This is a genomic window from Fictibacillus arsenicus (assembly GCF_001999465.1).
Taxonomy (GTDB): Bacteria; Bacillota; Bacilli; order Bacillales; family Fictibacillaceae; genus Fictibacillus; species Fictibacillus arsenicus.
This window is the reverse complement of record NZ_MQMF01000001.1, coordinates 146,304-160,960: the sequence shown is the minus strand read 5'-3', so window position 1 is coordinate 160,960 and position 14,657 is coordinate 146,304. Positions and strand designations below refer to the sequence as shown.

The following is a 14,657-nucleotide window of genomic DNA, read 5'->3' as shown; positions in this document are numbered from 1 at the left end:
GAGATAGGAGTTTTATAAAATGAGAAAAATAATAGTAGGTTCAAGAAGAAGTAAACTGGCTCTTACTCAGACGAACTGGGTTATCGACCAGCTAAAGAACACCGGTCTTCCTTTTGAGTTTGAAGTAAAAGAGATTGTAACAAAAGGTGATGTCATCTTAGACGTTACCTTATCTAAAGTAGGCGGAAAAGGTCTTTTTGTAAAAGAAATTGAGCAAGCTATGTTAGATAAAGAGATTGATATCGCAGTCCATAGTATGAAGGATATGCCAGCAGCTCTGCCAGAAGGTCTAGAGATCGCTTGTACGCCTAAACGTGTAGATCCGCGAGATGCTCTTATTTCTGAAAAATATTCTTCTTTGCGTGAATTGCCAGAAGGTGCAGTTGTTGGAACAAGTTCTTTAAGAAGAGCGGCACAGCTTTTACATACTCGCCCTGATTTATCTATTAAATCTATTCGAGGAAATATTGATACTCGATTGGAAAAGCTGAAATCTGGTGAATTTGATGCTATTATCCTTGCTGCTGCTGGATTAGAGAGAATGGGCTGGTCTAAGAATGTTGTAACGGAATTTCTGGATACAGATCTTTGTTTACCTGCAGTAGGACAAGGATCGCTTGCGATTGAATGCAGAAGTGAAGATGATGAAGTAAAAGAGTTATTAGCCACTTTAAATGACTCGTATACATTTCAGACCGTTCTGGCGGAGCGGGCATTCTTGGATACTTTAGAAGGCGGATGCCAAGTACCTATCGCTGCATACGCAACTCTAACCAATGATGAAGTTACATTAACAGGGCTAGTTGCAGATCCTTCAGGAAAAAAAGTACTAAAAGAAGTGAAAACAGGAAAAGACCCTCAACAGGTAGGGGTTGAACTCGCTCAGGAATTAAAAGAAATCGGTGCAAAAAAGATTCTTGATGATGTGAAAAAGGACCTGGATATTTAATGAAGACAACAGAAGGTCCATTAGCAGGTAAAACTGTACTTGTTACCCGGCCTAAAGAGCAAGCAGATTCATTACTATCACTAATTAAAGAAGAAGGGGGCATCCCGCTCCCTTTTCCGGTTGTGACAATAACAGGAACGGATAATGTGTTTTCGATCCATCACATATCCCGCTTTAAGTGGATAATTTTCACCAGCAAGAATGGTGTTGATCATTTTTTTAGTATTATCAAAGATTATAATTTATCGTTTGATCATCATAAATTTGCTGCAGTTGGAGAGAAAACTGCGCAAGCGTTACATGAGCGAGGAATCGATTCAATCCTAGTTCCGAAGCGGTATGATGCTGAAGCACTAGTTGAACTTTTAAAAAGAGAAATTAAAGTTGGAGAAAATGTACTTTTTCCAAAGGGAAGTCTCGCTCCTTCTTACATTAAAGATCAACTAAAAGATAATGCAGAAGTGGAAGAACTGGTTGTCTACGAGACAAAACCCGCTGAGGACGTTGATTGGGGTTTAGTCTTAAAAGCGGATTGCTTCTTTTTCTTAAGTCCTTCTGCTGTCTCATTTATGACTTCGAATTATGAAAAGAAACAAAACAGCAGGATTTTGAAAACCCCTGCTTTTTGTATTGGACCGACTACAAAACAAGCAGCTCTTGAGATAGGGTTCCAACATGTTTTTATGCCTGAAAGATATACAGCTGAGGACATGGTGAAACTTGCTGCAAATTATTTTCAAGGAGGAAGCTAGTATGAATTTCCAGCGTCATCGCCGTTTAAGAAGAACTGCCTCAATGCGTTCACTTGTACGAGAAACACATCTGTATGTATCAGATTTTATTTATCCACTATTTTTTGTAGAGGGTGAAAATGTTAAGAAAGAAGTGCCTTCAATGCCAGGCGTTTATCATCTTTCACTTGATTTATTAGAAGAAGAAATTAAAGAAGTTGAAAGCCTAGGTATTCAATCTATTATTGCTTTCGGTGTACCTGGTGAGAAAGATGAATGCGGCAGTTCTGCATATGACCATAACGGGATTGTACAAAAAGCCATTCGGCTGATTAAAGAGATTGCACCCTCTCTAACTGTTATCGCAGATACTTGTCTTTGTCAGTTTACAGATCATGGCCATTGCGGAGTTATTGAGAACGGCTATGTACTTAACGACGAAACCCTTAAACTATTGGCAAAAACAGCAGTTTCTCAAGCAGAAGCAGGAGCTGATATTATAGCTCCTTCTAATATGATGGACGGGTTTGTTGCAGCGATAAGAGAAGGGTTGGATGAAGCGGGTTATACAGAAATTCCGATTATGTCTTATGCAGTAAAGTATGCTTCATCTTTTTACGGTCCGTTTCGTGATGCTGCACATAGCACACCGCAGTTTGGTGACAGAAAAACCTATCAAATGGATCCTGCAAACCGCCTGGAAGCTCTTCGTGAAGCAGAGTCAGACATTGCTGAAGGAGCGGACTTCTTGATGGTTAAACCAGCACTTTCGTATTTGGACATTCTTCGTGAATTAAAGGATAGATATCCACTTCCTCTTGTTGCTTATAACGTGAGCGGTGAATATTCAATGATTAAAGCAGCAGCCATAAATGGCTGGGTAGATGAAAAAAGTATCGTCCTAGAAAAATTAATTTCTATGAAAAGAGCTGGAGCAGATCTCATCATCACATATTTTGCTAAAGATGCAGCAAGATGGCTGAAAAATAACCATTAAACAGGAGAGGGTGTCAATATGAGAAACTTTGAAAAATCAATCGCTGCGTTCAAAGAAGCAAAGGAATATATGCCTGGCGGCGTAAACAGTCCTGTACGTGCTTTTAAATCAGTGAATATGGATCCTGTATTTATGGAACGCGGCAAAGGATCTAAAATTTATGATATCGATGGAAATGAATATATTGATTACGTTCTATCCTGGGGGCCATTAATTTTAGGTCATGCAGATGAAACAGTGGTAAAAGCTCTTAAAGAGACTGCTGAACGAGGAACTAGCTTTGGAGCTCCTAACGAGATGGAAACGAAACTGGCGAAGCTTGTTATTGACCGTGTTCCCTCTATAGAAGTGGTTCGTATGGTCAACTCCGGAACAGAGGCAACGATGAGCGCACTTCGTCTTGCTCGAGGATATACAGGAAGAAGCAAGATAGTAAAGTTTGAGGGCTGTTACCATGGTCATGGCGACTCATTGCTGATCAAAGCAGGCTCAGGTGTCGCCACACTTGGCCTGCCGGATTCTCCAGGTGTACCTGAAGGGATAGCACAGAATACGATCACTGTTCCGTACAATGATCTAGAAAGTCTGCAGATTGCATTCGATCAATTCGGAGAGGATATTGCCTGCGTAATCGTTGAGCCTGTAGCTGGAAACATGGGAGTTGTTCCTCCACAAAAAGGATTCCTTGAGGGTGTCCGCAAAATGACTGAACAGCATGGCTCACTATTAATCTTTGATGAAGTTATGACAGGATTCCGTGTGGATTATGAATGTGCACAGGGTTATTTTGGTGTAACACCTGACCTTACATGTTTAGGAAAAGTAATAGGCGGAGGATTGCCAGTAGGGGCTTACGGAGGCAAGCGTGAAATCATGCAGCAAATTGCACCTAGCGGACCTATTTATCAGGCTGGAACTTTGTCTGGAAATCCATTAGCCATGGCTGCAGGTTATGCTACTCTTTCTCAGTTGACAAAAGAAAGCTATGATTATTTTAAAAAGCTTGGTGATCAGCTTGCTTCAGGAATATCTGAAGCAGCAGAACATTACGGGATCGACCATACGATCAACCGGGCAGGTAGCATGATTGGTTTCTTCTTTACTAATCAAGATGTAATTAACTACGAAACCGCTAAATTATCAAACTTGGATCATTTTAATTCTTGTTTCCGCACAATGCTGCATGAAGGGATTTCTCTTCCTCCTTCGCAATTTGAAGGGTTATTCTTATCAACTGCACATACTGAAGAAGATATTAACAAGACAGTTGATGCATTCAGAAAAGCTTTTTCATTATTGAAATAGGCTGTTTTCTAAAAGATTGTTGCTTTTGTTTGTTTCTTTACTCACCAAATGCAAGTTGATTGGAGCGCAAGGTGCGTGCCTGCCACCTGGGAAGCTTCTCGCTAGGTATGCGACGAGGAAGCTCACCGCACGCCCCGTGGAAAGCGAGCAACCTGGAGCAGAAATCAACTACTTTCAATAGCTACAATTTATGCGAAATAGCGTCCGTTTATCAAAACGGACGCTATTTTTATTTTTACTGATTGAACTCTGAATCATATTTCGTCCTGTTCTCTCATACACCTATATTGTATAACTATATGCAACCTGAAAGGAGGAGAAGGGCATGAGTCAATCGAAGCTGCGTTTCTCCATTGAGGAGTCTGTTTGGCTTAAGAAAGGACAGGAAGTAGCTGAAGTTTTGTCGATGTCACTTAATCCTGAAATAAACATCAGTGAGGAAGCCGGACAGGTTTATATCAAGGGAGCTCTGATTTTAAACGGTAAATACCGTGGAGAAAAACAGGATGAAAACAGCGGGTCAAATTTAGAAGGGAATCCTTTATCAGAAGGTGTTTCATATCGTTCCCTTACTCAGCTGAATGTTGCAGAAGATGGGGTTACAGAACTGGTTCATCGCTTTCCTGTTGACATTACGATTCCATCTTACCGTGTTGAAGATTCAAACCAGGTAAAAGTTGAAGTAGAGTCTTTTGAATATGAACTTCCTAACTCGACTTGCTTTGAACTTTCAGCATCAATCTGTATTTTTGGAATAAAAGATGAAAAACAGCGCCAGGAAAGTCAAGCCTTTGAACTGCCTAAAGAGACAGTACGTTCTGCTGTTGAGGAACGTTCTGACCAAAATGAAGAAAAGTCAGAGATATTTACTCCTTTTCAATTTGAAGCTCGCCAAAGTGGAGGAGTACCTTCTCAGCCACAACAAAATGAATTTCAAGCAAGTTTTAGAGAGGAAGCCTCTGAAGTCCGATCTGAGAAGAAAACATCTTTTGAATTCAAACCGCATTTTGAAGAAATAGATGATACAACAATGGATGCTACCTTTGATTCGTTAAAATCAATTGCCTTCTCTAATGAGGATATGAGGAATTCGAATAATGAGGAAGAAGCAGAAGAACAAGAAACTGAGGAACATTACCTGCCGGAATATGAAGACGCTCATGAAGAATCTGTTTATAATGAGAGCCATTCAGATGAGCAGGAGTATGTGAATGATGATCAGCTGTATGCAGAGCAGAATTATCACGCTCAAGATGCCTATAATTATCAGCAGAACCCTTATCAGAATCAGCAATCCTACCAGCAGCAAGAAAGACCATATGAATATAATCCGTATCAGCAGCAGCAATCTTACTCGGCGCAAGAAAACAATTATCAGGAGTATCAGACGCAAGAATACGGAGATCGTCCATATAATGCTGAAGAGTATGGAGAACAAGCGTATCATGATGAACAGAATTACGATGATCAAAGCTATCAGTATACAGAAGAACAAGATCAGTCATATGAATATGAAGCAGAAGCCAGCAGCTACGAAGAACAAGAAGAGCAAGCCGAACGGGAAGAGGATGAACCTAGGGATGAAAATGCCTTGTATTTAACAAAGATGCTGTCAGGAAAAGAAGATCGCTTCTCAAAAATGAGAATGTATATTCTTCAGCGCGGAGATTCTTTAGAACATATTTGCGAAAGGTATGATATCTCCCTTAATACGCTGATGCGCATGAATCAATTGCAGCAGGGTGAAGTATCTGAAGGGCAAATTATCTATATACCTGTTAGTTCACGCTAAAATGAGGTGCTGCCATGGGGCTCATTAACCTCTTAGAAAATGAATATGATTTATATGGGGTAAGATGGAAGCAGGAGCCTCATATTATCATGACAGATTTTGGTGAGAAACGATTAAGGTATTGGAAAGATGAAGAGATGCTAAAATGGCATGTCAGATGGCGCGATGAGTCTTCAAAAGGCTCTAGCGCCGTTCCTGACAGAATGATCCGAACAAGAGACGGAGAATCAGCAGTGTTTGATGGCAAGCACTGGATTACCCTTCATGACTATGCAGAGACACTTTTTGGCTGTGAAGAAGTAGAACGGTGGGGACAGTTTATTGGTCAGCTTTTAACAGCTTCTGTACAAGGAAACTATAGAAAAGATCTATCTGTTGAATACCCTGTATTTGATTATAATCATTGCTTGGAACTAGCTCAAAATTACACAGATGGAACTTTCCAAATTTTAAATACAAGTTTAGCCGAAGCAAAAAAGAGGCTTCGTTTTGCGGATGCGCTTCATAAAAAAGTTCAAAACACACAAGTACCGATTTTGGAGAAAGAAATATGTATTGCCAATGGAAAACGAATCTTTCACTTTTTATTTTACCAAGGTGGTGATTCCAAACCGGTACAAAGCTACCTACCGATACGTAATTTTTTATTCGAATGGCTGGAACACAATTCACCCTTGTCATTAAAAATGCTTCTGACAGAGATTGATCGTATATTCCCGTTAAGTGGTGATAATGGGCTGCTCTTGTTAGCCGAAATTACAACACCGTGGGAACTAACTGATTGTCTTAATCGATTAGACAACACCAGTTTAGAAAAGATGGTTGAAGGAATGAATATGTACGAAGCCATTTGGGATGCGAACCGGACTTTTCTAAAAACAGTTACTGAATGGTTTGATGAAAAACGAAGGAAGGTGGCCCTATGACAACGGAAAAGGAGACACTAAATTACGGGCCCGTACTTTTTCATTATGATCTTTTTCCTGAAAAGCTTGAACGTCATGGGAAAGTTAAGAAGGTCATAACGAAAAGAGGAACTTTTGCACTTAAAGAAGCAGAAATGAACGAGGAAGAACGAAGCTGGTTCACACATGTTATTCAAAGGCTTTCAGAAATTGGTTTCCATCAAGTAGTACCCTTGTATCCAACCAAATTTGGTGACTATACTGTTCAGCTTGGACCAAAAACCTATTACCTCATGCCATGGTTCGCATCTGATGAGAGAAATGAAAGAGCAAAGGATGAGGTGCTGCTTGATCATCTTGGTAAAGTGCATGCTCTGACACTCAAAGAACAAGACTTTTCAAATGAAGTCGTTGAACATTCTTACCAATATTTAATGAACAGATGGGAAAACAGGCAGTTCGAAATGGAAAGATTTACGGAGGAAGCTGAGCAGAAAACGTATATGTCTCCTTTTGAGTTAACGTATTTAAGCCATTTTCATCAAATAATGAGAATGACTGAAGAAGCGAAAAGAAGATTGAAAGACTGGTACGATACTTGTCAGCGTGAAAAGCGATATAGAAGTGTCCTGTGCCATGGCAAAGTTTCCCGTAATCATTTGATATTTAATCCTACAGGGGAAGGCCATCTGCTGAACTTTGAAAAAGCTGTGCTGGACACACCAGTAAGAGATTTGGCTGTATATTTTAGGAGAGCTGCGCATCAGAGAGACTGGACGATTGAAGAAGGAAAGGTATTATTAGATTTATATGAGAAACATGTACCGCTTTTAAATGAAGAACGAGGATTATTAATTAGTTATTTATCCTATCCTGAACCGGTATTTAATGCAGTAGATCTATACAGCAATAAAAGAACACAATTTTCTCAAATCGAGTTGGTGCACAGACTTGAAAGCAGAATAAGAGCGATGAAAAAGATACGTGATTTTTGTGATGCTATTATGATAGCTCCTCCTCCTGCTTTTGAAGAAAATGCATCAAATAAAATTCATATAAATAATGAAGAAGATCACATATAGCACCATATATGTGATCTTCTTGTTTGATTTGAGCTGTTTAAAATGACCAAGTGTTATACGGGACAGGGTATATTCAGGTTTTATTACAGGGTAATTAATCATTTATCCACGGTAATTGTTATTTTATCAACGGTAATTCGAATTAATTCCACACATAAAAAATTTTAAACAAACTTCGACAACATCTCACAATGTTCACTTATCATATACCCTCCAGTTTCTAAACATAACCAATCATCAGAAAAAATCATTCGCAAAACCAAAATGCAATGCAAGGAGAATCAAGATTATGAAAAAATCTGCTGCTGAAGGAAATAATAAAGTCCGGATCAGCTGAAAGATAATAAGCGGAACTGTTAATTGTCTAATTGTGTTCTTAACGGTTAGAAGCCAGCCAGGAAAGCGGGCTTTCCTAAAATATCTCCGAGCCAAGAAGAAGCCCCCCATTCGCCCCTTTTTAATAACTTATGCAACACGGATAAAGACGTGAAAGACGGGCTTCACCAAATATATTTTTGTGCATAGAATAACTTTTACAAGTTAAGGTTATCCTATTGACTAAAATTAGCACTCTTGTATAAAATATAATCAGATTCTATATTGTGCGTAGACAGGGAATAGTACAAATGCAACACCTTTTAGAGAGAGGATTCATCTGCTGAAAGAATCCTTAAGGCCAGTTGGTTGGAAGTCGCCCTTGAGCATCTTCTTTGAACAATGAAGTAGAAGAAGACGGTAAATCCGTTATCAATTAAGAGTACAGCATGTTTATTTAAACTTGCCGTAAATTAAGGTGGTACCGCGGAACAGTCCTTTCGTCCTTTATGACGATTGGGCTTTTTTTGTTTTTTAGCAATAAAAGGAGGAGAAATGATGACGAACGAACAGAAAGAACTGACCATGCCGACAAAGTACGATCCGAAGGCAACAGAAGAAAACCGTTATGAATTCTGGTTGAAGGGTAAATTTTTTGAAGCAAAAGGCGAAAAAGAGAAAGAGCCATATACGATTGTAATTCCCCCGCCGAATGTTACTGGAAAGCTTCACCTTGGTCATGCTTGGGATACTGCATTGCAAGACATTCTTACACGTACAAAACGCATGCAAGGCTATGATGTTTTATGGCTGCCTGGAATGGATCACGCAGGTATTGCAACTCAAGCAAAGGTGGAAGGAAAGCTTCGTGAAGAGGGAATTTCCCGCTATGATCTTGGCCGTGAAAAGTTCCTTGAGAAGTCATGGGAATGGAAAGAAGAATATGCTGAATTTATCCGTCAGCAATGGGCAAAACTTGGTCTTGGATTAGACTACTCCCGTGAACGTTTCACATTAGACGAGGGCCTTTCAGAAGCGGTAAAAGAAGTATTTGTAACGCTATATGAAAAAGGTCTGATTTATCGTGGCGAATACATCATCAACTGGGATCCCCAAACAAAAACAGCACTTTCTGATATAGAAGTTATTCACCAGGACGTTCAAGGTGCTTTCTATCATATGAAATATCCTCTTGCAGATGGTTCTGGACATATTGAAGTAGCTACAACTCGCCCTGAAACAATGCTCGGTGATACAGCTATCGCAGTACATCCGAAAGATGAGCGCTATCAGCACCTAATCGGCAAGAAAGCAATCTTGCCAATCGTTGGACGTGAGATTGAAATCGTAGGTGATGATTACGTAGACATGGAATTTGGTTCAGGTGCAGTCAAAATTACACCTGCTCATGACCCGAACGACTTTGAGATTGGAAACAGACACAATCTGGAACGTATCTTGGTAATGGACGAAGGCGGAAAGATGAACGAAAACGCCGGGAATTATCAAGGGCTTGACCGTTTCGAGTGCCGAAAGCAAATTGTAAAAGATCTCCAGGATCAAGGAGTTCTGTTTAAAATTGAAGAGCATATACATTCGGTTGGACACTCTGAAAGAAGCGGTGCTGTTGTAGAGCCGTACTTATCTACACAATGGTTCGTAAAAATGAAGCCGTTAGCAGAAGAAGCAATCAAGCTTCAAAACAGCGAAAACAAAGTTAATTTCGTACCAGATCGTTTTGAAAACACGTATATGCGCTGGATTGAAAACATACGTGACTGGTGTATTTCACGACAGCTATGGTGGGGACATCGTATCCCGGCTTGGTTCCATAAAGAAACAGGTGAAATCTACGTTGGAAAGACAGAACCTAGTGACCCTGAAAATTGGGAGCAGGATACAGATGTTTTAGATACTTGGTTCTCATCAGCTCTTTGGCCATTTTCAACAATGGGCTGGCCGGATGAAGAATCGGCTGATCTTAAACGCTACTTCCCTGGCAATGTCCTTGTAACGGGATATGATATTATTTCGTTCTGGGTATCAAGAATGATCTTCCAATCGCTTGAGTTCACTGAACAAAAGCCATTTAATGATGTTTTAATCCATGGACTTGTTCGTGATTCAGAAGGGCGCAAGATGAGTAAGTCTCTTGGAAACGGTGTTGATCCGATGGATGTTATCGAGAAGTACGGTGCAGACGCATTACGCTTTTTCTTAACAACCGGAAGTTCTCCAGGAAACGACCTTCGATTCTATTGGGAAAAAGTTGAGTCTACATGGAACTTTGCCAATAAAATTTGGAACGCATCGCGTTTTGCACTTATGAACATGGATGGCATGCAATACGATGAGATTGACTTAAGCGGCAAAAAGTCACTTGCTGACAAATGGATTCTGACTCGATTGAACGAAACGTCAGAAAACATTACAAGACTTATCGATGCTTATGAGTTTGGAGAAGTTGGACGTCTTCTTTATAACTTCATCTGGGATGATTTTTGTGACTGGTATATCGAGATGGCAAAACTTCCGCTGTATGGAGAAGATGAAGAAGCTAAGAAAACTACTCGTTCTGTTTTGGCTTATGTGCTTGATCAGACACTTCGATTACTTCACCCGTTCATGCCGTTTATTACAGAAGAAATCTGGCAGCATCTGCCTCATGAAGGCGAATCTATCACTGTTGCCTCTTGGCCGGTAAAACGAGATGACCTTCATTTCCCGGAAGCTGCAAATGAATTTGCTCTTGTTACTGAAGTGATTCGTTCTGTTCGTAATATACGCTCAGAAATGAATGTTGCACCGAGTAAACCGATCGAACTTCAGATCAAGCCGAAAAATAAAGAGATCTTAAAAGCTCTGGATACAAATCGCAGCTATTTAGTACGTTTTTGCAATCCTAGCGAGCTGTTAATATCTGATGAGATCTCTGCACCAGAAAAAAGCATGAGTACTGTTTTAACTGGGCTTGAAATGTATCTTCCACTTGAAGGATTGCTGAATATTGAAGAAGAGGTTAAGCGTCTTGAAAAAGAAGCAGAAAAATATTCAAAAGAAGTAGAGCGTGTACAGAAAAAATTAAGCAACGAAGGTTTTATGAAAAAAGCACCTGAAAAGGTTATTGCTGAAGAACGTGCAAAAGAAAGCGATTATCAAGAAAAATATGATAATGTTCAGGCACGTATTAAAGAGCTTCAAAGCTAACAGCATTGATGATTATGAGGCGGATCCTTTTTATGCAGGATTCGCCTTCTTTTTAGGTTATGAAAGGCGGGCTTAAATTTGAATTCTTATAATGAAGCATTAACATGGATACATGGTTTATTGAAGTTTGGTATAAAGCCAGGATTAAAGAGAGTGGAATGGCTGCTGCAAAGAACAGGGAACCCTGAGGGGAAAATTAAATGTATACATATTGCCGGAACAAACGGAAAAGGATCTACTGTTGAATATTTACGAAGCATTTTTAATGAAGCTGGCTACAATGTTGGCACCTTTACTTCACCATACCTCATCACTTTTAACGAAAGAGTTTCAATTAATAAAATACCTATTAAAAATCAGGATCTGCTGGAATACGCAAAACTGCTTAAACCATTAGTAGAAGAACTATCTGAAACCTCACTGGGAAGTCCGACAGAGTTTGAAGTGATTACTGTTATATCATTGCTATATTTTGCAGATAAGCAGCCGGATATTGTTATTTATGAAACAGGATTAGGCGGTTTATATGATTCCACAAATGTGATTACACCGATCTTGAGTCTGATTTCAAATATTGGATATGACCATATGGGGATTTTAGGGAACACCATTGAGGAAATTGCCTTTCAAAAAGCAGGGATCATAAAAAAAGAAGTGCCGGTAATCACATCCGTTGAACAGATTGAAGCTTTAAAGGTGATAAAGAAAAAGGCTAATACAATGGATTCGGATGCCTTTATAATTGGCAAACATTTTTCAATCCATCACATGAAAAGTTCTGACTGGGGAGAAGAGTTTTTATACACAGGACTTGAGGAATCAAATTTCTCTGCGGAAATATCGATGAAAGGAATCCATCAGGTGAAAAATGCCGGGCTTGCGCTGGCTGCTGTTGAATATTTGGCAGAAAAGGATTTTTATAGAATTGATCACGAACAAATTAAAACCGGATTATTTCGTGCAAATTGGGCGGGAAGGTTTGAAAAAGTTTCTTCTTCACCCGATATAATCATTGACGGTGCTCACAACCATCAAGGGATACAAGCACTCAAACAAACAATTGAAAATCATTATAAAGACAGAAAGATCTATTTATTGTTCGCGGCATTGCATGATAAGGCTTATAAAAACATGATGATAGAGCTTGAGAACATTATATATGAGGCTTATTTCACTACATTTAATTTTCCGAGAGCAGCGTCTGCAGAACAGTTGCAGGAAGAAAGTCCTTTTCAAAGGTCATATTCAAACTCTAATTGGAATGCAGCTTTAGAAGAGATAAAGAAGAAACTCAAAAATGAGGATGTTCTGATCATTACGGGATCTCTTTACTTTATTTCAGAGGTTAGAAAAAGTTTTCAGAATATGGAATAACATTTATTGTAATTTTTTGAACTTTTGATAAAATAAAAAGATAAGATAAATGTACTAGTAAAATAGATGTGTATATAAACCTTAATAGGGGAGGGAAAAGCCATGGAATCACAGATGAACAATATGAGAAAACGCAAATATGTAATAGCTGCATGGCTGATTTTATTCCCTTTGGCTTGGTGGACTGCCGTTCAAATGACCAATAACCAGCCGGATTTAAAATTGATCGACTTGGGCATAATTGCGGTTTTAGCAATTATTGTTTCTATGTTTCCTATTAGGGTTCTTAATACAAATATCTCTTTTATGTCAGGTATAAATTTAGCTGTCTTTTTATACTATGGTTTAACAGTTGCTTTATCTATGACACTTATATCTGTAATTGCTATGTTTTTATCACTTAAAGTTCATATTTTCAAAGAGTATTACAGATATATGGCCAATACGCTTATGTTTTCATGGATTATCATTTGCGAAGCGAGTGTTTTTTACTTTCTTGGCGGGGAAACAGGAGCATTTGACTTAAATGAATCGATCAATTTAATACCTGTGTTTGGGTATGTTCTCACAGGATTAATACTGAATCATGTTGGATTGTACTTCATTATTACTGTGCTTTACGAGCAATCCAGTCGTTTTATTGAACGAGATGCATTATGGGATCTAGTTTCAGAAGTCCTTGCTATACCAGTTGGATTGATGCTTTACGTTCTATACTCCCAATTAGGACAGCCTGCTATTTTTTATGTAGGGCTACCGTTTGTATCACTTTCATTTATCATTAAACTCTATCATTCGAGTGAACAGATCAATGTTTCTTTGCAAAAAGCGAGCGAAATTGGACAGCAGCTTTCGGAACATTTAAAAGTAAATCCTATTTTAGATATTTTTATTGAAAAACTTGTTGCATTTATGTCTGTTGATTTTGCCTTTATTTATGACGCAGATGCGGGTGAACATTTGAAAATTATAAGAAAGTATGAAAGTGAAGAAGGTATTTTAGCTTCTGTCCCTATTAAAAAGCATGAAGCGATCAGCGGAAAAGTCTGGTCTACAGGTAAAAGTATAAGATACTGCAAAATCAAAGCCTGGAGAGAAATATCTGAAACCTTTTTTCAGAGTAAAGCAGAATCTGTAGTGGCAGTTCCTATGATCCGAAACCAAAAAATTGTTGGCATTATTACTTTTGCTTCTAAGAAAAAACATGCCTATCAAAAACATCACCTGATTATTTTAGAGATTTTAGCAAACTATTTAGCAGTTGCCATTGATAATGCTAGAAACTATGAATCCACAAAGCTCAAAAGTGAGCAGTGTCCATTAACAGGTCTCTATAATTACAGGTACTTTGAGGATCTTCTGGCAAATATGTATAACAACTACGAATATTTCAGAAAACAATTCTCTGTTATATTGCTAGATATCGATCATTTTAAAGCAGTAAATGATTCGTACGGTCATCAAAGCGGTAATGATGTACTCATAATGCTCGCTCGAAGGCTGGAGGATTTTATTGGTGAACGAGGAACAGTAGCGCGATATGGCGGGGAAGAATTTATTATTCTTCTGCCTGAATCTGGCGAAAAAGAATGTTTAGAAATAGCGGAACAGCTTCGTTCTGTGATTTCGGACAATGGATTTGAAATCCACAACGATTTAACCGATCAGAGTAAACATAAGATATACATAACTGCGAGTATTGGAGTAGCTACCGCCCCTCATCAAGGAGAAGACCCTTTAACATTAATAAGAAATGCCGACAGAGCCATGTATACAGGTGCAAAACAGCAAGGCCGCAACAAAGTGGCAGCTTATATAGGATAATAGTGAAGACTTCAGGAATTGATCTGGGGTCTTTTTTTATGCCTCTTTTTTAAGGCTCTTTTTTAAAAGATTGTTGCTTTTAAGTACTTTTGTTTATTTCCTTCACTGACAAGTTGATTGGAGTGAAAGGTGCGTGCCTACCACCTGAGAAGCCTCTCGCTAGGCATGCGACGAGT

At 38.9% G+C, this 14,657-nt stretch carries 11 protein-coding genes and 1 other annotated feature; of the genes, 10 read left to right on the top strand and 1 reads right to left on the bottom strand.

Going from position 1 to position 14,657, the window contains the following annotated elements; all coding sequences use genetic code 11:
* The first annotated feature begins 19 nt into the window (after window positions 1-19).
* The 7 genes from hemC to ysxE all read left to right on the top strand — a co-directional run bounded on the left by hemC (window position 20) and on the right by ysxE (window position 7,761).
* Complete coding sequence (gene hemC, locus UN64_RS00805; RefSeq protein WP_077359218.1) at window positions 20-949, top strand: hydroxymethylbilane synthase; 930 nt, start codon at window positions 20-22, stop codon at window positions 947-949.
* On the top strand, window positions 949-1,701 hold the full coding sequence (locus UN64_RS00800; RefSeq protein ID WP_077359217.1) for a uroporphyrinogen-III synthase: 753 nt from the start codon (window positions 949-951) through the stop codon (window positions 1,699-1,701). The genes hemC and UN64_RS00800 overlap by 1 nt, the downstream gene beginning before the upstream one ends.
* 1 nt (window position 1,702) lies before the next feature.
* Window positions 1,703-2,677 carry a porphobilinogen synthase gene (hemB, locus tag UN64_RS00795; RefSeq protein ID WP_077359216.1) on the top strand — a complete coding sequence of 325 codons (975 nt, stop codon included), beginning with the start codon at window positions 1,703-1,705 and terminating at the stop codon, window positions 2,675-2,677.
* Between the two features lie 18 nt (window positions 2,678-2,695).
* Complete coding sequence (gene hemL / locus UN64_RS00790; protein WP_077359215.1) at window positions 2,696-3,982, top strand: glutamate-1-semialdehyde 2,1-aminomutase; 1,287 nt, start codon at window positions 2,696-2,698, stop codon at window positions 3,980-3,982.
* Window positions 3,983-4,307: 325 nt separating this feature from the next.
* Window positions 4,308-5,774, top strand: coding sequence for a LysM peptidoglycan-binding domain-containing protein (locus tag UN64_RS00785; protein WP_077359214.1), 1,467 nt, complete (start codon window positions 4,308-4,310; stop codon window positions 5,772-5,774).
* Between the two features lie 14 nt (window positions 5,775-5,788).
* Entirely contained in the window at window positions 5,789-6,700 is a 912-nt protein-coding gene (locus UN64_RS00780; protein ID WP_077359213.1) for a hypothetical protein, read from the top strand.
* A complete protein-coding gene (ysxE, locus tag UN64_RS00775; protein WP_077359212.1) occupies window positions 6,697-7,761 on the top strand; it encodes a spore coat protein YsxE in 1,065 nt (354 codons plus the stop codon). The genes UN64_RS00780 and ysxE overlap by 4 nt, the downstream gene beginning before the upstream one ends.
* Window positions 7,762-7,998: 237 nt before the next feature.
* Here the strand turns inward: ysxE and UN64_RS00770 are convergent, their stop codons facing one another.
* Window positions 7,999-8,193 (bottom strand): hypothetical protein, encoded by a 195-nt coding sequence (locus tag UN64_RS00770; RefSeq protein WP_077359211.1) that lies wholly within the window; start codon window positions 8,191-8,193, stop codon window positions 7,999-8,001.
* A 166-nt stretch (window positions 8,194-8,359) separates the two neighbouring features.
* Window positions 8,360-8,587 (top strand) — a binding site (T-box leader).
* 47 nt (window positions 8,588-8,634) lie between these two features.
* Here UN64_RS00770 and UN64_RS00765 point away from each other — a divergent pair.
* The 3 genes from UN64_RS00765 to UN64_RS00755 all read left to right on the top strand — a co-directional run bounded on the left by UN64_RS00765 (window position 8,635) and on the right by UN64_RS00755 (window position 14,481).
* A complete protein-coding gene (locus tag UN64_RS00765; protein ID WP_077359210.1) occupies window positions 8,635-11,283 on the top strand; it encodes a valine--tRNA ligase in 2,649 nt (882 codons plus the stop codon).
* Between the two features lie 78 nt (window positions 11,284-11,361).
* A complete protein-coding gene (locus tag UN64_RS00760) occupies window positions 11,362-12,657 on the top strand; it encodes a bifunctional folylpolyglutamate synthase/dihydrofolate synthase (RefSeq protein WP_077359209.1) in 1,296 nt (431 codons plus the stop codon).
* Between the two features lie 102 nt (window positions 12,658-12,759).
* On the top strand, window positions 12,760-14,481 hold the full coding sequence (locus UN64_RS00755) for a sensor domain-containing diguanylate cyclase (protein WP_077359208.1): 1,722 nt from the start codon (window positions 12,760-12,762) through the stop codon (window positions 14,479-14,481).
* The last annotated feature ends 176 nt before the right edge of the window (window positions 14,482-14,657 follow it).

Coding starts and splice junctions, on each gene's coding strand:
- UN64_RS00765 (WP_077359210.1), top strand. CDS start 8,635: ATGACGAACGAACAGAAAGAACTGACCATGCCGACAAAGTACGATCCG.
- UN64_RS00755 (WP_077359208.1), top strand. CDS start 12,760: ATGGAATCACAGATGAACAATATGAGAAAACGCAAATATGTAATAGCT.
- ysxE (WP_077359212.1), top strand. CDS start 6,697: ATGACAACGGAAAAGGAGACACTAAATTACGGGCCCGTACTTTTTCAT.
- hemB (WP_077359216.1), top strand. CDS start 1,703: ATGAATTTCCAGCGTCATCGCCGTTTAAGAAGAACTGCCTCAATGCGT.
- UN64_RS00800 (WP_077359217.1), top strand. CDS start 949: ATGAAGACAACAGAAGGTCCATTAGCAGGTAAAACTGTACTTGTTACC.
- hemC (WP_077359218.1), top strand. CDS start 20: ATGAGAAAAATAATAGTAGGTTCAAGAAGAAGTAAACTGGCTCTTACT.
- UN64_RS00785 (WP_077359214.1), top strand. CDS start 4,308: ATGAGTCAATCGAAGCTGCGTTTCTCCATTGAGGAGTCTGTTTGGCTT.
- UN64_RS00780 (WP_077359213.1), top strand. CDS start 5,789: ATGGGGCTCATTAACCTCTTAGAAAATGAATATGATTTATATGGGGTA.
- hemL (WP_077359215.1), top strand. CDS start 2,696: ATGAGAAACTTTGAAAAATCAATCGCTGCGTTCAAAGAAGCAAAGGAA.